19 protein-coding genes are annotated in these 19,181 nt (G+C 44.9%); 10 read left to right on the top strand and 9 right to left on the bottom strand.

Going from position 1 to position 19,181, the window contains the following annotated elements; genetic code table 11:
• Window positions 1-101: 101 nt before the first annotated feature.
• The 3 genes from NEJAP_RS16015 to NEJAP_RS16005 form a co-directional block, all read right to left on the bottom strand.
• Window positions 102-2,972: a valine--tRNA ligase gene (locus NEJAP_RS16015; RefSeq protein WP_201348165.1), complete on the bottom strand. Its 2,871-nt coding sequence runs from the start codon at window positions 2,970-2,972 to the stop codon at window positions 102-104.
• A gap of 173 nt (window positions 2,973-3,145) precedes the next feature.
• The gene (locus NEJAP_RS16010) at window positions 3,146-3,583 is read right to left on the bottom strand and encodes a DNA polymerase III subunit chi (RefSeq protein ID WP_201348164.1); all 438 of its coding nucleotides are present in this window, start codon (window positions 3,581-3,583) and stop codon (window positions 3,146-3,148) included.
• Window positions 3,583-5,091 carry a leucyl aminopeptidase gene (locus tag NEJAP_RS16005; RefSeq protein ID WP_201348163.1) on the bottom strand — a complete coding sequence of 503 codons (1,509 nt, stop codon included), beginning with the start codon at window positions 5,089-5,091 and terminating at the stop codon, window positions 3,583-3,585. Before NEJAP_RS16005 ends, NEJAP_RS16010 begins: the two co-directional genes overlap by 1 nt.
• A gap of 134 nt (window positions 5,092-5,225) precedes the next feature.
• On the opposite strand from NEJAP_RS16005, the gene lptF reads away from it, so the two are divergent.
• Window positions 5,226-6,341, top strand: coding sequence for an LPS export ABC transporter permease LptF (gene lptF / locus NEJAP_RS16000; RefSeq protein WP_201348162.1), 1,116 nt, complete (start codon window positions 5,226-5,228; stop codon window positions 6,339-6,341).
• Entirely contained in the window at window positions 6,341-7,402 is a 1,062-nt protein-coding gene (gene lptG / locus NEJAP_RS15995) for an LPS export ABC transporter permease LptG (protein ID WP_201348161.1), read from the top strand. Before lptF ends, lptG begins: the two co-directional genes overlap by 1 nt.
• Here lptG and NEJAP_RS15990 read toward each other — a convergent pair.
• The 4 genes from NEJAP_RS15990 to gloA all read right to left on the bottom strand — a co-directional run bounded on the left by NEJAP_RS15990 (window position 7,399) and on the right by gloA (window position 10,713).
• Window positions 7,399-7,854, bottom strand: a complete 456-nt coding sequence (locus NEJAP_RS15990; protein ID WP_201348160.1) for an RDD family protein — start codon at window positions 7,852-7,854, stop codon at window positions 7,399-7,401. The genes lptG and NEJAP_RS15990 overlap by 4 nt on opposite strands.
• A 23-nt stretch (window positions 7,855-7,877) precedes the next feature.
• A complete protein-coding gene (locus NEJAP_RS15985) occupies window positions 7,878-9,125 on the bottom strand; it encodes a YeeE/YedE family protein (protein ID WP_201348159.1) in 1,248 nt (415 codons plus the stop codon).
• A 158-nt stretch (window positions 9,126-9,283) separates the two neighbouring features.
• Window positions 9,284-10,093, bottom strand: a complete 810-nt coding sequence (locus NEJAP_RS15980) for a tetratricopeptide repeat protein (protein WP_201348158.1) — start codon at window positions 10,091-10,093, stop codon at window positions 9,284-9,286.
• 221 nt (window positions 10,094-10,314) lie between these two features.
• Window positions 10,315-10,713 (bottom strand): lactoylglutathione lyase, encoded by a 399-nt coding sequence (gene gloA, locus NEJAP_RS15975; protein ID WP_201348157.1) that lies wholly within the window; start codon window positions 10,711-10,713, stop codon window positions 10,315-10,317.
• Between the two features lie 127 nt (window positions 10,714-10,840).
• Here gloA and NEJAP_RS15970 point away from each other — a divergent pair, with 127 nt between their 5' ends.
• The 4 genes from NEJAP_RS15970 to NEJAP_RS15955 all read left to right on the top strand — a co-directional run bounded on the left by NEJAP_RS15970 (window position 10,841) and on the right by NEJAP_RS15955 (window position 12,934).
• The gene (locus NEJAP_RS15970; protein ID WP_201348156.1) at window positions 10,841-11,167 is read left to right on the top strand and encodes a phasin family protein; all 327 of its coding nucleotides are present in this window, start codon (window positions 10,841-10,843) and stop codon (window positions 11,165-11,167) included.
• Window positions 11,168-11,271: 104 nt separating this feature from the next.
• Window positions 11,272-11,787: a flavodoxin FldB gene (fldB, locus tag NEJAP_RS15965; RefSeq protein ID WP_201348155.1), complete on the top strand. Its 516-nt coding sequence runs from the start codon at window positions 11,272-11,274 to the stop codon at window positions 11,785-11,787.
• Between the two features lie 63 nt (window positions 11,788-11,850).
• Window positions 11,851-12,300 carry a c-type cytochrome gene (locus NEJAP_RS15960; RefSeq protein WP_201348154.1) on the top strand — a complete coding sequence of 150 codons (450 nt, stop codon included), beginning with the start codon at window positions 11,851-11,853 and terminating at the stop codon, window positions 12,298-12,300.
• Between the two features lie 145 nt (window positions 12,301-12,445).
• On the top strand, window positions 12,446-12,934 hold the full coding sequence (locus NEJAP_RS15955; RefSeq protein ID WP_236590967.1) for an HD domain-containing protein: 489 nt from the start codon (window positions 12,446-12,448) through the stop codon (window positions 12,932-12,934).
• Window positions 12,935-12,940: 6 nt separating this feature from the next.
• Here the strand turns inward: NEJAP_RS15955 and NEJAP_RS15950 are convergent, their stop codons facing one another.
• Window positions 12,941-13,612, bottom strand: coding sequence for a cytochrome b/b6 domain-containing protein (locus NEJAP_RS15950; RefSeq protein WP_201348152.1), 672 nt, complete (start codon window positions 13,610-13,612; stop codon window positions 12,941-12,943).
• Window positions 13,613-13,637: 25 nt separating this feature from the next.
• Window positions 13,638-15,128 (bottom strand): sodium:proton antiporter NhaD, encoded by a 1,491-nt coding sequence (gene nhaD / locus NEJAP_RS15945; RefSeq protein ID WP_236590966.1) that lies wholly within the window; start codon window positions 15,126-15,128, stop codon window positions 13,638-13,640.
• 149 nt (window positions 15,129-15,277) lie between these two features.
• On the opposite strand from nhaD, the gene prfB reads away from it, so the two are divergent.
• From prfB to ung, 4 genes are all read left to right on the top strand, one after another.
• Window positions 15,278-16,372 carry a peptide chain release factor 2 gene (prfB, locus tag NEJAP_RS15940; protein WP_201348151.1) on the top strand — a complete coding sequence of 365 codons (1,095 nt, stop codon included), beginning with the start codon at window positions 15,278-15,280 and terminating at the stop codon, window positions 16,370-16,372.
• A gap of 30 nt (window positions 16,373-16,402) precedes the next feature.
• Window positions 16,403-17,917: a lysine--tRNA ligase gene (gene lysS / locus NEJAP_RS15935; protein WP_201348150.1), complete on the top strand. Its 1,515-nt coding sequence runs from the start codon at window positions 16,403-16,405 to the stop codon at window positions 17,915-17,917.
• Window positions 17,918-18,013: 96 nt separating this feature from the next.
• Entirely contained in the window at window positions 18,014-18,448 is a 435-nt protein-coding gene (locus NEJAP_RS15930) for a hypothetical protein (RefSeq protein WP_201348149.1), read from the top strand.
• Window positions 18,449-18,463: 15 nt separating this feature from the next.
• A complete protein-coding gene (gene ung / locus NEJAP_RS15925; protein ID WP_201348148.1) occupies window positions 18,464-19,150 on the top strand; it encodes a uracil-DNA glycosylase in 687 nt (228 codons plus the stop codon).
• Window positions 19,151-19,181 lie beyond the last annotated feature (31 nt).

Raw genomic sequence — 19,181 nt, 5'->3', positions numbered from 1 at the left:
ATCTTTCACATTAGTAAGGTTCTAACTTTTAATCTCTCACGTAAAAATCCCGACGAATGTCGGGATTTTTATTTCTACTTAAGCAAAACTGGAAGCGCGATTTAAAGCGCTTCGATTTTCCCATACTGTTCTGTCAGCTGGCTTTGTGCTGACTTGGCAGTATCGAGTTTTTCTTTCTCTTTAGTGATAACAGCATCAGGCGCGTTGGAGACGAATTTTTCGTTTCCTAGTTTACCTTCTACACGGCTAATCTCTTTTTGCAGCTTATCCATCTCTTTTTTGAGACGTCCTAGTTCCGCATCTTTATCGATTAAGCCTGCCATTGGCACCAATACCTGCATGTCTCCAACTAGCTGCGTTGCCGACATCGGTGCTTTATCGCCTTCTTTAAGCCAAGTGATAGAAGCAAGAGAGGCGAGTTTTGATAGGAAAGTTTGGTTTGCATCCAAACGTGCTTTATCTTCATCGCTGCCGTTTTGTAGCAGGATATCTAGCTCTTTAGCAGGAGATATACCCATCTCACCACGGATGTTACGTACCCCTGAAATAACACCTTTTAGCCATTCGATATCAGTTTCTGCTGCTGTATCGATTTTAGCTTCATTGGCAATAGGGAAGCCCTGTAGCATGATGGTGTCTCCTTCAACACCTGCTTCAGTCTTGATAGACTGCCAAATCTCTTCGGTGATGTACGGCATGATTGGGTGAGTCAATCGTAGGATCACTTCGAGTGCACGTACTAGTGTGCGACGCGTACCACGCTTGGCTTGTGCAGATGCGTTTTCGTCCCATAGCACAGGCTTGGATAGTTCTAGGTACCAACCACAGTACTCGTTCCAGATGAAGTCATATAGGGTTTGTGACGCTAGATCGAAGCGATACTCTTCAAAGTGCTTACTGACGTCAGTTTCCACTTGCTGCAAGCGGCTAGCGATCCATCGATCAGCCAGAGACAGCTCTACATCGCCTGTCTTGCCATTAACTAGAATTTGGCCGCAATCTTCGCCTTCAGTATTCATCTGTACGTAACGTGCAGCGTTCCAGATTTTATTACAAAAGTTGCGGTAACCTTCTAAGCGTTTTACATCCCAGTTGATATCACGGCCAGTAGAGGCCAATGCTGCCAGTGTAAAGCGCAGTGCATCAGTACCATGTGCGGCGATGCCTTCTGGGAACTGCTTCTCAGTACGCTTACCAATCTTCTCAGCCAGTTGTGGCTGCATCATGTTACCGGTGCGCTTTTCCAGTAAGTCTTTAAGTTCTATTCCGTCGATCATATCTAGAGGATCAAGGACGTTCCCCTTAGATTTTGACATTTTGTCGCCATTTTCGTCACGAATAAGGCCCGTGACATAAACGGTTTTGAATGGTATTTGTGGTTTTCCATCGTCATCTTTGACCAGGTGCATCGTCATCATCATCATACGGGCAACCCAGAAGAAGATGATATCAAAGCCTGTGACGAGAACATCCGTTGGGTGGAATGTTTTCAGACGTTCGGTGTTTTCAGGCCAGCCAAGTGTGGCGAATGTCCATAGGCCTGAGCTAAACCATGTATCCAAAACATCATCGTCTTGGCGTAGTTCTGTCTCAAGATCTAAACCATACTTCGCACGTGCTGCGTCGGCATCTTTAGCGACGTAAACATTGCCTTGGTTATCATAAAACGCCGGGATACGGTGGCCCCACCATAGCTGACGAGAGATACACCAGTCCTGAATATCGTTCATCCAAGCAAAGTACATATTTTCGTACTGTTTAGGGACAAATTTAATATCGCCATTCTCAACAGCTTCAATGGCAGGTTTTGCTAATGTTTTCGCATCAGCAAACCATTGATCTGTTAGCATCGGCTCAATGACAACACCGCCACGGTCACCGTAAGGCACGGTCATGGCGTTTTCTTCTACTTTAACGAGTAACCCAAGAGCTTCAAAGTCTGCAACAATAGCCTTGCGTGCCGCAAAGCGTTCCATACCGCGGTATTTTTCGGGTAGTGTTTTATCGAGGTCGTTGCTTTCACGCCCATCAGAAGTAAACGTTTGTGCTTCGTCTCGAATGTCGCCGTTGAGTGTGAATATATTGATCATCGGTAGTTTGCAGCGTTTACCGACTTCGTTATCGTTAAAATCGTGAGCAGGTGTTATTTTTACACAACCCGTACCTTTCTCCATATCAGCGTACTCATCGCTGATAATAGGAATACGGCGGCCTACCAAAGGCAGTTCAATAAACTTACCAACGATGCTTTGAAAGCGCTCATCTTCTGGATTTATGGCTACAGCCGTATCACCAAGCATCGTCTCAGGGCGTGTCGTACCCACGACTAAATAGTTTTTACCCTCGGCTGTAGTAACGCCATCGGCGAGAGGGTAGCGTAAGTACCACATCTTACCTTGGACTTCGCGATTCTCTACTTCAAGATCAGATATAGCCGTATGTAGTTTAGGGTCCCAGTTGACCAAGCGCTTACCACGATAGATGAGTTTATCGTCGTACATGCTGATAAAAGCTTCTTGTACGGCACTGTAAAAACCTGCATCCATAGTGAAGCGTTCAGTTGGCCAGTCAACAGAATCGCCTAGACGGCGCATTTGGCGTGTAATAGTATCGCCAGACTCTTCTTTCCATTCCCAGATTTTTTCGATGAAGGCTTCACGGCCTAAATCGTGACGGGTCTTTTGCTCTTCTGCTGCCAGTTTACGCTCTACTACCATTTGGGTTGCGATACCGGCGTGGTCGGTACCTACTTGCCATAAGGTATTTTTACCTTTCATTCGATGGTAGCGAGTGAGTGCGTCCATGATGGTGTGCTGGAATGCGTGGCCCATGTGCAGGCTGCCGGTAACATTCGGCGGTGGAATCATGATGCTATATGATTCGCCTTCGCCTGCGGGGGCGAAGTAACCGTTGTCTTCCCAGGTTTTGTACCAGGATTTTTCAATCTCGTGTGGCTGGTAGGTCTTATCCATCGTGGTCTGCGTCTCTTGGCACTGTTTGTGTAAGGCTGCGTGTTTAGGGCTGCTTAGTTAAGGACTGGCGGCATACCGGACGTTCTTTAAGAAGTACGTGCGGTGCAAATAGATACAAGTGTAGCCAGTAAAGCAGAGAATTATACCTGTAGAGACGGTATCAATGAAGGCGTTTAGGAGGATCGTTTACGCATATCGTGCATGCGGGGCTGGATTCCGGCGCCTTGGTATTCTTTAAAGCGTCCTCGTGTGAGTGCGAGTATCTCATCAGATTGAATAACAATTTCGGCGATGCGGCTAAACTCTACTGTTTGACTCGGGAAAATAGTCGAAAGGTTGACCAGCATATCGGGTGTGTTAGGGATGTGATCTGGCTGCCAGCCGATCAAAATAGGTGCATGCAGTTTTTCTGTAGGTAAGCTGTTGGCTAAAAAGCTTTCGGGTGACGATTGCCACAAACGCTCGCTGATACGCTCTGCTAGATGCTCAGAATCTGTGTGAATGTACAGCCAGTGACCCGCGCTGATCGCACGGGTCGCCAGTTTACCTAGAAACTGGTAGCGGCTGTCCTCATCTGCACTAGGCAGAATGTAAAAGTCGGCTTGAGGCATTACTCGTCGTCTAGCATCTCGTCGGCTGCTTGGTTAAGCAGGTATTGAGTGAGTAGAGGTACACAACGGCCAGTAGCGCCTTTGGCTTTTCCTGCACTGTTCCAAGCCGTCCCTGCGATATCTAAATGTGCCCAGCGATATGACTTGGTAAAACGAGACAAGAAGCAGGCAGCTGTAATGGTTCCAGCGGCGGGTCCACCAATATTGGCGATATCTGCAAAGTTGCTATCGAGTAGTTCTTGATAGTCATCCCATAATGGTAAGCGCCATGCACGATCATTCGCGTAATCACCCGCGATGCTTAATTCGCCAGCGAGCTCTTCGTCGTTGGTAAGTAGACCACAAACGCTATTACCCAGGGCGACGATAACGGCTCCCGTTAAGGTTGCAATATCGACTACGGTTTTAGGGTTGAAACGTTCGACGTAGGTGAGTGCATCACAGAGTACTAAACGACCTTCGGCATCCGTGTTGAGTATTTCAACGGTTTGTCCCGAGAGTGTTGTAACAATATCACCCGGTTTAGTCGCTTTACTGCCGGGCATATTCTCTGCAGCAGCTATAACCCCAATAACATTGATCGGTAGGTCCATTTCAGCGACAGCGTGCATGGTGCCCATAACGGACGCTGAACCACACATGTCGAATTTCATCTCGTCCATTTTAGCGCCGGGCTTGAGAGATATGCCGCCAGTATCAAACGTTACGCCCTTACCAACAATGACATGTGGTTGTGCATCTGTTTCGCCACCGTTGTATTTCATAACGATTAAGCGTGAAGGCTGTTCACTGCCACGACCCACTGATAGTAATGAGCCCATGCCGAGCTGTTCCATTGCGTCTTCATCGAGAATTTCGCACGTGACAGAGTCGTATTCGTTGGCAAGTTCTATGGCTTGCTCTGCTAGGTAGCTAGGGGTACAAATATTTCCTGGAAGGTTGCCTAGATCACGGGCGACATTCATACCATTGGCAATGGCAGTACCGTCAACCAAAGCACCTTCGCCTTCTTCAGTGTCAGCTTCTTGCAAATGGACACTGAGTTTCTTGATAGGGTGAGGATCTGCCTTTTTGCTTTTGGTTTGGTCGTACTGATAAAGATCGGCAGTAACCCACTCAGTTAGGTGGCGGACTTGGCGGTAGGTATCGGCTGTTTTTGAAGCAAGGCCATCAAGAGCAATGGTCGCCTCTGATAAATTACCCGATTTAATCGCAGTGCTAATCGTAGTGACGATTTTTTTGTAATTACGGTCATGGCGGCTATCTGCTTTACCTAGGCCAATCAATAAAATACGTTTAGCAGCAACACCGTTAATTTTCTGTAACAATAATGATTCAGCGGTTTTACCTTTGATATCGCCGCTATTAATAAGGTTGCTAATGTAGCCTTGTGAGGCCTGATCCAATGCGAGTGCTGACGGGCTAAGCGTTGCCCCATCTTCTATGCCAATAACTAGGCATTCAGTTTCTAGAGATGCAACGGCACCGTTTACAATTTCAAAATCCATGATGGCTCCAAACAAGACATTAAAGCTGGTTTGATAGATAATGCCGTGTAGTTTCCGACATCTATAATTGTTTGGCACTATAAACTATTTTTCTTTGATATACATAAACCCTTTAGCTTCTAGGTTGGTTTACTTTGATTATTTTTCGCTACCTGTCTCGTCAGATAATGATGAGTACGCTGGCTGTTAGTACTGTACTTACGCTGTTAATTGTCAGCGGTCGCTTTGTTAAGTACCTCTCTTATGCGGCGGCAGGAAAGCTATCACCAGAATTTGTATTTCAATCAGTCATGTATCGTATCCCGGGTATGTTGGTGTTGATTATCCCATTAGGCTTATTTTTGGGGGTGTTATTAGCCTACGGACGAATGTATTTAGAAAGCGAAATGGTCGTTCTTAATTCCAGTGGTGTAAGCGGCCGGCGATTAGCCGCGTTTGCTTTAGGGCCTGCTGCTGGCGTGGCTTTGCTAGTGGCATTATTGAGCTTGTATATATCACCTTTGTGCTGGAAACAGGTGGAAATAATTTATGATAAGCAAAGTGCAAAGAGTGAGCTAGATAGCCTGACTCCTGGTAGGTTTCAGAACCTTGGTAAAGGCGGGGGGCGCACTACTTATATCAATGGAGTAAAAGAGGGTGGTAAAGAGCTAGATCTTATTTTTGTTTCAGAGCGCGACAGCAAGACCGGAGAGTTACGAGTTGTATTGGCAGAGTCAGGTAAACAGGTAATTACAGATCCTAGAACCGGTGAGCGCTTTGTAGTGCTGAGAAATGGGTACCGCTACTCAGGTGTGCCAGGGCAAGCGGACTATCAAGAGATAAAATATGCGGAATATGGCTTCTTGATGCCTAGATCAGGCGCTAACTTACGAGGCCCTGAAATTGAAGCAATGACTCTAACCGAACTTCTTGGTCGTTCAGAGCCGCGCTTTAAAGCTGAGCTGCATTGGCGTTTATCTATGCCCCTTTTGGCCCTCATTATTACTTTAATTGCCGTGCCAATGAGTAAAACTAACCCTCGCCAGGGGCGCTATGCCAAACTTATTCCATCCATACTGCTTTATATGTTGTATCTCACGCTTCTCACTAGTGCTAAAGGCATGATTGATGATGGGGATGCTTCAGTTGGTCTATTGTGGATGATTCATGCGGGCTTCTTTTTACTGGCCATAAGTTTGATATTTTCCTCCGGTGTTTGGGAGCGGCTGTTCAGTGTGTTGCCGTCTATTCCTAAGCGAGGTAGTGCGTGATGAAATGTTTAGATCGGTATATCGCTTATCAGGTGCTCGGTGCTGTTTTTGTTATTTTATTAGTTGTTGTTGGCCTAGACCTGGTTTTTGAGTTTGTCGAACAAACCGGTGAAATTAATGATCGCTACCGTTTTGTTGATGTATTGAGCTATTTAATGCTCAGAATACCTAGCCGTTTATATGAGTTTTTGCCTTTGGCAAGCTTAGTTGGCTGCTTGGTTGGGTTAGGAATGCTGGCAAGTAATAGCGAGCTAACAGTCATGCGTGCAGCAGGTATCTCTATACAGCGGATTGTATTAGCGGTTATGAAACCGGCTATGTTGTTGGCTGTATGTGCGCTGATTCTGGGAGAGTATGTTGTTCCTGTGACAGAGCAAAAAGCACAAAGCTCGCGTGCTTTAGCGCAGTCGGCAGGGCAGGCTCTACGCTCTAAGCATGGTGTATGGCACCGTGAGAATAATCAATTTATCCATATTAATGCGGTAGAACCCGGCGGAAAAATACACGGGGTGACCCGTTATTCATTTAATGATCAACGTCAGATGGTGGCATCGAGCTTCGCAAAAAGTGGTGTGTATAGTACTGACGGTTGGCTGCTTGAAGACGTGGTGAGTACCCTGTTTTTGGGTGACCGTACACAAACGGAGCAGGCTGACCAAGAAAGCTGGAAGTCTGGTTTAACGCCTACTTTGTTATCGGTTATTGTGGTTGACCCAATGGATCTTTCAATCAGTGGTTTATGGTCTTATTCAAGCTATCTCGGGGAGCAGGGACTGGACTCTAATCAGTATTTATTGGCTTTTTGGAGTAAAGTTTTACAGCCTGCTGGTATTTTTGCTTTGGTACTGGTGGCTATCTCTTTTATTTTTGGACCATTAAGGAGCGTTACTGTAGGGCAACGAATTATTGCCGGAGTGATAGTTGGCCTAGTCTTTAAGTTCTCTCAAGATCTGCTGGGGCCCGCCAGTACAGTGATAGGCTTTACACCGCTACTGGCAACCGCTATTCCTATTGTTATCTGTTTAATTGCCGGACTGTTCTTATTGAGAAAAGCCGCTTAGTTGGCTTTTTTCTGTTTCTTTTTCGCAGGTAACTGAACGACTCGTGTACCAGAAACTTGATCGTGCCAGGTAAGTTTTTGGTCTGAAAATAGCATCCATAAATAGCCTAACCCAAGACACGCAATAGACACGCCTGCCATAAAGAAGCGGATCAGTGAGTGGACCCAGCTCAGGCTGTACCCCTCCGCCGTTTGTACTCTAATTCGCCATGCCATCATGCCAATTGTTTGGCCTGAACGTGTCCAGAAATACCCAAAAAATAGAAACATAGCAACTAATAAAAGTGACTTGTAGAGCGGGCCAGATACAGGCTCACCGTCATTCATGGCGACACCTACTCCGCTCACTATAAATAAGATAGCAATCACAATAAGGACGTCATAAACCAGTGCTGCAAGCCTGCGTAATAGGGAGGTCTGTAGAACTTGAGTTTGGTCATAAACTTTTGGCATAGTGGTCCTTTGTTTGAAAAATCTTAACAGTGAGTATTGGTGGCAGTTAGGTTGCTCAATTTGAAGAGTGGCCGGATCCATGTGCCAATTATAGTGCCTATAAAAGCGGCAACGAGCCATAACCAGCCGTGTAAGCTGCCTGATGCTATGCCGCTAAAATAAGCTCCGATATTACAGCCAAAAGCGATGGTCGCGCCGTATCCTAGCATTAGACCGCCAATAATAGCTGCAACCCCGTGCTGCCATGGCATACGCCACTGTATAGTGAGTTTGCCTGCTACTGCCGCCGCTAATAAAGCGCCCATGATAATACCTATGTTCATCAAAGTGCCAGAATCTGATGTCAGCGGCTCCATTAATGCGGACTCACGTGCTGGTTGCAACCAATAAGTCCAAAAATCTAATTCAAGATCGAGATTTAGCCACTCGGCTGCTTTAGCCCCCCATAAAGGGTACGCAAGAGCGACTGCCCATGGACGGCCAATCATGGCAAGAGTTACAAAGTTAAGTATTGCTAATGCCACGGCTCCCCAGATAAACGGCCAAGGGCCTGAAATTAGCTGCTGAGAAAGCGGCAGAGATGTATTGTGAGTATCTTTATCAATATAGCCGTGTCGACGTTTCTCTATAATCAGTGTGGTTAGCGTAATTAATGCAAATACGGTTAAATTAATCATCAGAGCTGGCATGACACCAAACTCTTCGATGAAAGAGTAGGGTGCTAACTGAGGAAGCGTAGTCCACCACTCGTAGTCTTTTGTTGCCCAGAGTGCGCCGATAGTAAAACCGATCATGCTTGGGATCGCACGAAATTGCCCGCCTCCTGCATGGTAAAGGTTACCCGATGCGCAACCATTTCCTAGCTGCATACCTATACCAAAAATAAAAGCACCTACCACGATAGACCACCCTAGCGGACGGACAAAGCCTGAAACCGGTGACCCAAAGAGATCCCCTGATGCTAATGCAGGAAAAAATAAGCAGACAGCCACAGCCAGCATCAGCATCTGTGCTCTAAGACCTTTGCCATACCCATGAGTAATAAAGGTTCGCCATGCGGTCGTGAAGCCAAAAGCAGCATGGTAGAGCGCAAGACCAAGAGCTGCGCCTAGTATTAATAAGTTTGCTTCATGCCATGATTCAATATTAGCAAGCCAAAAAACACCACCAATGAAAAGCAATATCGTTGCAGTCAGAGGAATAATATAGCGTGCAGTCAGCTTTGATGTAACAGTGTTAGTGTCAGTGTTATAGCGGATATGGGTGGACATAGTTGAAAGCCAGATAAATGCAGGAACTAAAAAAGTTGGCTAATATATCACCAGTTGATGACTTCGTTAAGTGATAACTGCGAGAGGAGAGGAGGAAGCGTTAGGAAAATAGTCTGACGACAGTACGCCAGACTATTATATGTTTTTCATTAAACTGATTAGTTTTTGAAAGGCTTCACATAGCTTTCTTCGTAATCAGAAGCCAGTGATTTAGCTTCATCCATCTGATTGTCTTGAAGCTTCATTAGAAGGCGGCTTTCAATAGATGAGGCAGTACCATTACCTAAAGCTGCAGCATTGTGCATCCATGCATAAGCGATGACATCAGCGGGGTGGCTATTGTCTTGACCATAACCGTTTGAGTACAAGGTGCCTAAGAAAAACATGGAATTGGTATAACCTTGCTTGGCTGCCATACGATACCAGCGCTCGGCTTCTTCAAAGTTTTGTTCTACACCGGTACCAAAATTATAGCTACGGCCTACGTTATGTTGAGCGGCAACTAAGCCTTGGTCAGCTGCCTGTTGGTATAGCTCAAAAGCTAAACTACCATTGCGTTCTGCGCCATAACCAAATTCATACATCTCTCCAGCACGGTTTTGTGCAGAAGCATCACCTGCTTTTGCTTTTGGTAATAGTGCATCTAGTTCGACTTTGTATTTTTTGTTTTTTAGCTTTCTAAGGCTATTAACGCTATTGAGGTTCCCCTGTCGGGCGCCTTGGTCATAAAGGGATTGTGCTTTTTTGATGTCTTGGTCAACACCCCAACCATTTTCATAGAGCTGGCCTAAGAGATTGGTAGCATCAGCATTGCCTTCTTTTGCTAAGTCTTTAAGGTTATCCAGTGCAGTCGCATAGTCCTGTTTTTGAATAGCCTCATTAGCAGCGGATATACTTGCTGCCATAATACTCATAGATTGCAGCCCCAAAATAAGGCCTGCAGCGGCCAATAACATTTTCTTGCTCATATCTGGTCATGCCCCAACGGTTTTATGGGATTAAAAGTGCCATCATTATACAGATGCACGGTCGCTATATGAAATTGCTAATCCGTTAGCACTTAGAATAAGAACGATAATGGATTAGAAGTTTCTAATATTGGATATTTTAACGGATCATATGCTGTGCTGCAGCAAAAAAAACGCTGAAATTTTGATATCGATTAATTTTCTGAAGAAGGTTAATGATTTTAGTCTAAGCGTTTTGGGCTGAGAAGTTCAATCATGTAGCCATCGGGGTCCTTTACAAAAGCTAAAATAGTACCGGAAGTGCTACTTTTCATTGGCCCAGCTTCGCGTACAACTTCGCCACCTTTTACTTTAATCGTTTCACATGCTTGATAAACATCCTCTACTTCAATGGCAATATGACCATAGGCATTACCTAATTCGTAGTGGTCGGTATCCCAGTTATGAGTTAGTTCAAGTGCGGTATGCTGAGACTCATCGCCATACCCCAGAAAGGCTAATGTGAATCGCCCTTGTGGATAGTCTTGTTGGCGTAATAGTTTCATCTCTAGTGTCTTTGTGTAAAAGTCGACTGATTTGTTTAAATCAGTTACACGTAACATGGTGTGTAACAGGCGCATAAACCTCTCCCGGGTGGCCGCTAAATCTCAGAAATTGGACCTAACAAAGTTGCTGAAAGCCTTTTAGAATGTAAGTATATCCTATGCACAGTTATCAATGTCATGTGCTTTACGGAAGGACAAGCCAATGTTTCAAGATATGACAAAAAAAATGAATGAATCTATTGAGCCTTTTAAAGAGTTAGTCAATATTCAAACACGTATGCTCGAAGACCTGACCCGCCAACAAATGGAGTGTACTAAGTCCTGTATCAATGCGACCCTTGCGCAAACTAAGCAACTTCAACAGTGTAAATCAGCTAATGACTTATTGGTTCTACAGCAATCTTATGCACAAGAATTAGAAGATACATTGAAAGAAGCCAGTGATGAAAACCTAAAGTCACTGCACGATGCCCGCGATGAGATAGAGAAGATAACTAAAGACGCATTTAACGCTTTTGCTACTGAATAGTTTTTAAGTTTTATAGATAAAAGCAGCTTTGGCTGCTTTTTTAATGCCTATATAAAACGGTTATCACCCTTATAATAGGTGTCTGTGTTGAATGTGGGGTAGTTATGAATAAGCAGGTCGGCGTTATTTATGGATCGACAACAGGCAATACTGAGCGTGCTGCAGAGTTAATAGTTGAGCAACTAGGGTCGCAGGCTGTATTGCACAACATTGTAGATTTAGGCCTAGAAGGTGTTACAGATTATGATATTTGTATTTTTGGCATGCCTACATGGGATTTTGGTGAGCTACAGGAAGATTGGCAAGATGTTTGGGATGAGGTTGCCCACTTAAACTTACAAGGGAAGCCGTGTGCCTTGTTTGGTTTAGGGGATCAGATTGGTTACGGGGAATGGTTTCTAGATGCGATGGGCTTACTTCATGACCTATTGAAACAAGCAGGTGCCAACGTACATGGGCAGTGGTCAATAGAAGGCTATAAGTTTGAGGCTTCTAAAGCGTTAACCGAAGATGGGAAGTTTTTTGTAGGCCTAGCGTTGGATGATGATTGCCAATTTTCAGAAACAGATGAGCGTATTAGCATATGGTTGGAGCAGTTAAAACCTGTGTTTGAATTGTAAAAATCCGCTGATAGTATAAATTAGTTCCAACTAATATTACTGAGCAATCAAAGGAAGGTCGTAATGAAAAAGATTTATGCAATTGGTTTGGCCGCAGCAGTCTTAATGGGAAGTAACCTAGCGGTGGCCGACAAAGTCGAAGATGCTATTGAATACCGCCAAGGTGTTTTCAAAACGATAAAGTGGAACTTTGGGCCGATGGTTGGCATGGTCAAAGGAAAGATTGACTTTGATGCAGCTGATTTTTCTCGTCGAGCTGACTTAGTGGCTGTTTTGGCAAAAATGCCCGGCGAAGGTTTTATTGAGGGTTCAGATATGGGCGATACTGATGCTAAATCTGAAATATGGGAAAACAAAGCTGAGTTTGATAAAGGAATGGACGCTTTAGCAGAAAATGCTGCAGCACTGGCTGTGGCGGCACAATCTGGTGATATGAGTGTTATTAAACCGGCATTTGGTCAACTAGGCAAAACCTGTAAAGGGTGTCATGATGATTTTCGTGAGAAAGAGTAACGCGAATCTTGATACAAAAAAACGAAGCACTTAGCTTCGTTTTTTTATGGGTTGACACTTTTTGCTTAGATATACCCTCAGGAGTATTATCGAACTAAGGCTTGTTATGAACTGTCATGGTTATATAGGTTTGGCAGGTGGTGATATGAAAGAGAAAGCGCGTAATTTTGCGATTAATGCTCATGGCACACAAATGTATGGTGAGAAGCCGTACTCAGTGCATCTTGACGCTGTTGCATCTTTAGTGAAGCAGCACGGAGAAACTGCTGAAGTTATCGCTTACTTACACGATGTTGTTGAAGATACAGATGTGGCATTAGATATCATTACTAGTGAATTCGGTGCTTTTGTCTCGGAATGCGTAGCGATTGTGACGGACGAGCCTGGCAAAACAAGAAAAGAGCGAAAAGCTAAAACATATGAAAAGATGGCTCATGTCCACGGAGCAGAGGAGCTTGCTTTACTGGTTAAGGCCGCAGATCGTTTAGCCAATGTAAGGTCTTGCGTTGCGGGGAAAAACCATCGCTTGATGGGGGTATATAAGTCTGAGTTTCCTATTTTTAAGCAGTCAGCTTATCGTGAGAATATGTGCGAAGAGATTTGGTTGGAGTTGCAAAAAATACATGATAGCTAGGAAGGGTTAGGCCTGGCTGATCAGTAGATAAACCCCGGTTGCTGCAACACTAGCGCAAAGTAGCATAAAAAAGTAGTTAGGGCGTGTATTAACACGACTTGGCTGAAGAGCATGCTTTTTTCCTGTTAGCATACTTTTAATTAATACTTCTTTCTTGATAACTACATGATAAGCAACAGCACTAATGTGTAGAGCGATGGCCGCAAGAAGGATGTTAAAGGTAAGGTGATGAATGGATGTAAATAGCTCACTGGTTTTGCTGCTAACGAGAGCATAAAAAGGTCCCTCTGTAAAAATGTCATCACTGCTGAATAATCCGCTGAATGCTTGAATAAATATCAAAACCATAAGTATGATGACCATCCAGCCACCAAGCGGATTGTGCCCTAGGTAATCTGTTTTCTCTCCTTTTAGGATGCTTTTTAAGTAAGCAAAGGTGTGGGATGGCCCTTTTATAAACTCTGAGAAGCGTGCATAAGGGCTTCCGATAACCCCCCAAAAAAGTCGATATACAATGAGTCCCAGCATGGCGCAGCCGATATAGATGTGCCAGGTCATGATATTGCCGCCTTCTTCCCCTGAAAACCATAAGAAACCAATACCAGCGACCAGCGACCAGTGAAAAATACGAATGGAAATATCCCATACCTTAATGGCGTGTTTTTTTGTGGTACTCATGTGGGCGCTAAGAAGGTTGAGCATGCTATGTTCCATTTATCCATAAATGAGTGAAGATGCTGAGTACATAACCTAAGGCAATGGCCCAGCTCCATTTCAGATGGCTTATAAAGGTATAAGTTCCTTGGGCTTGGCCCATTAAGGCGATTCCCGCTGCAGAACCTACTGAAAGCAAAGAGCCGCCAACGCCAGTGGTGAGTGTTACCAAAAGCCACTCATTAGTGTTCATCACAGGATTCATGGTAAGTACGGCAAACATCACGGGTATATTGTCGATAACAGCAGAGAGAACACCTATCAAAGAGTTAGCCCAGAGTGTACCTAATGAGCCGTATAGCTTGTCAGATAATAATGCAAGGTACCCTAGTGTCGAGAGCCCGCCAACACATAAAACAACGCCATAGAAAAACATCAAGGTATCCCATGAAGCTCGCTCTACGACATTAAAAATATCAAAACGGCGTATAACATCGGTATGGTCACCACGTACGTTGCGCATGTCTTGGATATTGTCTTTGTGATGATGGTGTATGTGACCATGGTCAATGATTGGTGACTCATGCTGGCATAAATAATACCCATAGAGTTTTAGTACACCTAACCCTGTCATCATGCCCAGCACCGGCGGTAAATTTAAGATGCTATGAGCGCTTACCGACACGGCAATTGTCATAAGAAAGAGTAAAATAACAGTACTGCCGCCGCGTTTCATATTTTGTTGCTGTTCTTTGTTAAGTGCTGGCGGAGCTTTTTCAATCACAAATGACATAATGAGTGCAGGGACAAGCCAGTTAACCAAGGAGGGGATAAATAAGTTAAAGAACTCCTCAAATTGTACAGTGCCTTTTTGCCACACCATTAGTGTGGTGATGTCACCAAAAGGGCTAAACGCACCGCCAGCATTAGCGGCGACGACAACATTGATACAACCGACGGTTACAAACTTAGTGTAATTGTTACCTACCGCTAAGACGACAGCGCCCATTAATAAGGCTGTGGATAGATTGTCCGCTAGTGGTGAGATAAAAAATGCCAGCGTGCCGGTAATCCAGTAAATTTGCAAAATAGAGAAGTTTTTAAGCACAAGCCAACTGCGTAATGCAGCAAAAACATTGCGCTCCTCCATCATGTTGATAAATGTCATCGCAGCGAGCAAAAATAAAAATAGTTCGGCGTATTCAAGGATGTTGTGACGAACGGCAATACCCGCGGTTTCGGTGTCTCCATGCACCGCATAGCCAATACCTACAATAAGCCATATGAGCCCTGCCGCAATGATGATCGGTTTTGATTTTCGCAGGCGCGTAAACTCTTCACCTAATACAAATAGATAACCCACGAAAAAAATAAGTAGTGATAAATAGCCAAATATTGAACCAGTAAGGTCTATATCCTGTTGCTCTTTATTGACAGTAAAAGCCCATGCAGGTGTATACAGCATTGATGCCAACAGAACTAGCATGAGAGCTAGTACGAGTAGAGAGATGTAGTTATGTTGGGTTAGAAGTTTTTTCATCAAATTATTTTCATATATATCAGTTAAAAAGTCGAATTGTGCGCTGCAAAAAAATACAATTAACAGATAACTGTTACAAAGATTTAAAGCCGGGCGCGTATCGGTTAAAATACTTCCCCTTTTGAATTTGCGAGTGTTGGGCATTAACGATGGAAGTCAATCCGATCATAAATGACTTGAAGGATATCGGTGAGCGAACGGCATCGCTTTATAGCTATCTGGATTATCCAGGAACCAAAGAGCGCCTGGAAGAAGTAGAACGAGAGCTTGAAGACCCGGCCGTCTGGAATGACCCTGACAATGCTCAGAAGCTCGGTAAAGAGCGCTCGGCATTAGATGCTATCGTCAGTACTCTGGATGCGCTAAAGCATGGCGCAACCGATACTCGCGAGTTGTTGGATATGGCGGTTGAAGAAGACGATGAAGAAACAGTCGAAGAGGTCATCATCGAAGTCAGTGGTTTAATGGCGAAGCTCGAAACACTTGAGTTTCGCCGTATGTTTTCGGGTGAAGTTGACCCGAATAATGCCTTTTTGGATATTCAATCGGGTTCTGGCGGTACAGAAGCGCAGGATTGGGCCAATATGGTGCTGCGAATGTACCTGCGGTGGGGTGAGGATAAAGGCTTTAAAACCGAGCTGGTTGAAGCCTCTGATGGTGATGTTGCGGGTATTAAATCAGCGACTATTCGCTTTGAAGGTGAATATGCTTTTGGTTGGCTGCGTACCGAAACAGGCGTGCATCGCCTTGTGCGTAAATCTCCCTTTGATTCTGGCGGCCGTCGTCATACCTCATTTTGCTCGGTATTTGTATCGCCTGAGATTGACGATAACATCGAAGTCGATATTAACCCAGCGGACTTACGCGTTGATGTTTACCGTGCTTCGGGGGCGGGCGGTCAGCACGTTAACCGTACTGAATCCGCCGTACGTATTACCCACGGACCTTCTGGGGTTGTGGTGCAGAGTCAAAGTCAGCGTTCACAGCATCAGAACAAAGATACCTGTATGAAGCAGCTACGGGCCAAATTGTACGAGATGGAAATGCTCAAGCGTAGCGAAGCGGCACAAGAGCTAGAAGACTCCAAAGCGGATATCGGCTGGGGAAGCCAGATTCGCTCTTACGTTCTGGATGATCAGCGTATTAAAGATCTACGTACCAATGTGCAGTCTTCCAATTGTGACAAGGTACTGGACGGCGATCTCGATCTATTTATTGAAGCTAGCTTAAAAGCTGGTTTGTAAAAACTATTAACTTAAAGGTTCACCACACCCATGTCTGACAACAATCAGAAGCAAGATCAGAAACAAGATGAAAACCGACTGGTTGCAGAGCGTCGGGAAAAACTGAATGCCTTGCGTGAAGCGGGAAATGCTTTTCCAAATAGCTTCCGCCGAGACAGCTACGCACAAGACCTGCAAGAGCAGTACGGTGAGCAGACGAAAGAAGAGCTAGAAGCCGCAGGCCATACCGTTAGTATTGCCGGGCGTGTTGTGCTTAACCGTGGAGCGTTTGGTGTTATTCAGGATGTGAGTGGACGTATCCAGTTTTACGTCAATAAAGCCGCACGTCCTTTTGCCAAAAGTCTGGATCTAGGTGACATCATTGGTGTAACCGGTGTTCTTCACAAGTCAGGCAAAGGCGACTTGTATGTAGACTTGGGTGAGTATCAACTACTGACAAAAAATTTGCGTCCGTTACCTGATAAGCACAAAGGCCTACAGGATACTGAGATGCGTTACCGTCAGCGTTATGTTGATCTGATCACGAATGAGCAGTCTCGTAAAGTGTTCGAAGCACGTTCTAAAATTGTCTCAGGTATTCGTAAATTTCTGACTGAACGTCGCTTTATCGAAGTGGAAACACCGATGCTACAGGTTATTCCTGGTGGTGCGACGGCACGTCCGTTTATAACGCATCATAATGCGCTGGATCGTGATATGTATCTGCGTATCGCTCCTGAGCTTTATCTAAAGCGCTTGGTTGTGGGTGGTTTTGAGAGTGTTTTCGAAATTAACCGTAGCTTTCGTAACGAAGGCCTTTCAACGCGCCATAACCCTGAATTTACCATGATCGAGTTTTATCAGGCGTATTCTGATTACAAAGATCTGATGGATTTGACAGAAAACATGTTGCGCCAAGTAGCTCAAGATGTGTTGGGTACTACGACCATCGTAAATACGGTGCGTAACGACGAGGGCGAAGTACTTGAGACTTTCGAGTACGACTTATCACAGCCGTTTGCGCGTTTAAGTGTTTTTGATTCAATTTTGCAGTACAACCCAGATATCACAGCTGAAGCGTTGGCGGATGATCATGCTGCGCGTCAGATTGCACAGCGTTTGGATATTGATGTCAAAGATGGTTGGGGCTTAGGTAAAGTGCAGATCGAAATCTTTGAGAAAACGGTTGAGCACTTGTTGCAGCAGCCAACGTTTATCACTGAGTATCCAACAGAAGTTTCTCCGCTGGCACGTCGTAGTGATAACAACCCATTTGTGACGGACCGTTTTGAGTTCTTCGTAGCAGGACGTGAGCTAGCGAATGGTTTCTCGGAGTTAAATGATTCTGAAGACCAGGCCGAACGTTTTAAAGCGCAGGTAGCGGAGATGGAAGCGGGTGATGATGAAGCCATGCATTACGATGCGGACTACATAAACGCGCTCGAATATGGCTTGCCGCCAACAGCCGGTGAAGGTATTGGTATTGACCGTTTAGTAATGCTATTTACTGACTCACCTTCTATTCGTGATGTCATTTTCTTCCCAGCTATGCGTCCGCGTGCTTAGGAAGCATTGATCTTAAAAAAGCTGCCTTGGCAGCTTTTTTTATGAGCGTTATTTTGAAAAATGCTATTGTGTTGTATCAGCTATTCGGGAACATCCATGCATAGTTTTTTCATTCAACAACGTAGCCTCCCTGGCAAACGTTGGTTAGGTATTGGGCTTAGGTGTCTGCACTTGATTGGTATTTGCGGCCTTTCGGGTGGCTACCTGTTTTCCCTACCTGAATCTGAGTGGTACGGATACCTGTTGGTAACACTGGTGAGTGGCGGTTTGATGGTGTTGAAAGCGGTTTACCTTGATGGCATCTGGCTGTTGCAGTTGCGTGGGCAAGTGATTCTATTAAAAATCGCGTTATTAGGTTTGGCAGCAGTTTATTTTCCTGAGCTGGACCCGTTAATTTTTTTAGTCATCATAGTGGCTTCTGGCATTATTGCGCATGCGCCAGGCAAGCTACGCTATTATTCGCTTTGGCATCGTGGCGTTATAACGCATGAGATGTTAAGAAATGCTGATATTGATAATAGTCATAAATAAATAGGTGGAAATGGTATGAACTTAGACGCCGCAAACAGTTGGCAAGCGTATTTGGCTGGCGAGTTTGAAGCGCCATATATGAAAGCGTTACAGCTGTTTTTGAAGCAAGAAAAAATGAACCACAAAGATATTTTCCCGCCAGAAGAGCAGTGGTTTCATGCACTGCAAGCGACACCTTTAGATAGCGTAAAAGTCGTGATTCTTGGGCAGGATCCCTACCATCAGCCGGGACAGGCGCATGGGCTCAGCTTTTCGGTTAAATCCGGTGTCAAAATACCGCCTTCGTTGCTCAATATCTATAAAGAGTTAGAGAGTGATTTGGCAATTCCTCGTGCTAACCACGGCTGTTTAGAAAGTTGGGCGCAGCAAGGGGTTTTGCTGCTCAATGCGGTGCTAACCGTCGAAAAATCTAGTGCTGCTTCTCATCAAGGGAAAGGCTGGGAGGAGTTTACTGACAAAGTGATTGAGGTGGTCAATAAGGAGTGCGAGCAGGTTGTGTTTCTGCTTTGGGGCAGTTATGCCCAGAAAAAAGGAGCAGTGATTGATGAGGAGCGCCATTTAGTTTTAAGAGCGCCTCATCCATCACCACTGGCCGCGTATCGAGGTTTTTTTGGGTGCCATCACTTCAGCCTGGCTAATACTTATTTATTGAAGGAAGGCCGAGGAGAAATAAATTGGTCTTTACCCGATGAAAAGATATGAGTTGGGTTAAAGGCGTTTGTAGGAGCGCGTT

Source organism: Neptunomonas japonica JAMM 1380 (genome assembly GCF_016592555.1).
GTDB classification, from domain to species: Bacteria; Pseudomonadota; Gammaproteobacteria; order Pseudomonadales; family Balneatricaceae; genus Neptunomonas; species Neptunomonas japonica_A.
This window is presented reverse-complemented; position numbering and strand designations above follow the sequence as displayed.

Excerpts from the sequence above, each read along its gene's own strand:
- NEJAP_RS16015 (WP_201348165.1), bottom strand. The coding sequence starts at position 2,972 with ATGGATAAGACCTACCAGCCACACGAGATTGAAAAATCCTGGTACAAA.
- NEJAP_RS16010 (WP_201348164.1), bottom strand. The coding sequence starts at position 3,583 with ATGCCTCAAGCCGACTTTTACATTCTGCCTAGTGCAGATGAGGACAGC.
- NEJAP_RS16005 (WP_201348163.1), bottom strand. The coding sequence starts at position 5,091 with ATGGATTTTGAAATTGTAAACGGTGCCGTTGCATCTCTAGAAACTGAA.
- lptG (WP_201348161.1), top strand. The coding sequence starts at position 6,341 with ATGAAATGTTTAGATCGGTATATCGCTTATCAGGTGCTCGGTGCTGTT.
- NEJAP_RS15990 (WP_201348160.1), bottom strand. The coding sequence starts at position 7,854 with ATGCCAAAAGTTTATGACCAAACTCAAGTTCTACAGACCTCCCTATTA.
- NEJAP_RS15985 (WP_201348159.1), bottom strand. The coding sequence starts at position 9,125 with ATGTCCACCCATATCCGCTATAACACTGACACTAACACTGTTACATCA.
- NEJAP_RS15980 (WP_201348158.1), bottom strand. The coding sequence starts at position 10,093 with ATGAGCAAGAAAATGTTATTGGCCGCTGCAGGCCTTATTTTGGGGCTG.
- gloA (WP_201348157.1), bottom strand. The coding sequence starts at position 10,713 with ATGCGCCTGTTACACACCATGTTACGTGTAACTGATTTAAACAAATCA.
- NEJAP_RS15970 (WP_201348156.1), top strand. The coding sequence starts at position 10,841 with ATGTTTCAAGATATGACAAAAAAAATGAATGAATCTATTGAGCCTTTT.
- fldB (WP_201348155.1), top strand. The coding sequence starts at position 11,272 with ATGAATAAGCAGGTCGGCGTTATTTATGGATCGACAACAGGCAATACT.
- NEJAP_RS15960 (WP_201348154.1), top strand. The coding sequence starts at position 11,851 with ATGAAAAAGATTTATGCAATTGGTTTGGCCGCAGCAGTCTTAATGGGA.
- NEJAP_RS15955 (WP_236590967.1), top strand. The coding sequence starts at position 12,446 with ATGAAAGAGAAAGCGCGTAATTTTGCGATTAATGCTCATGGCACACAA.
- NEJAP_RS15950 (WP_201348152.1), bottom strand. The coding sequence starts at position 13,612 with ATGAGTACCACAAAAAAACACGCCATTAAGGTATGGGATATTTCCATT.
- nhaD (WP_236590966.1), bottom strand. The coding sequence starts at position 15,128 with ATGAAAAAACTTCTAACCCAACATAACTACATCTCTCTACTCGTACTA.
- prfB (WP_201348151.1), top strand. The coding sequence starts at position 15,278 with ATGGAAGTCAATCCGATCATAAATGACTTGAAGGATATCGGTGAGCGA.
- lysS (WP_201348150.1), top strand. The coding sequence starts at position 16,403 with ATGTCTGACAACAATCAGAAGCAAGATCAGAAACAAGATGAAAACCGA.
- NEJAP_RS15930 (WP_201348149.1), top strand. The coding sequence starts at position 18,014 with ATGCATAGTTTTTTCATTCAACAACGTAGCCTCCCTGGCAAACGTTGG.
- ung (WP_201348148.1), top strand. The coding sequence starts at position 18,464 with ATGAACTTAGACGCCGCAAACAGTTGGCAAGCGTATTTGGCTGGCGAG.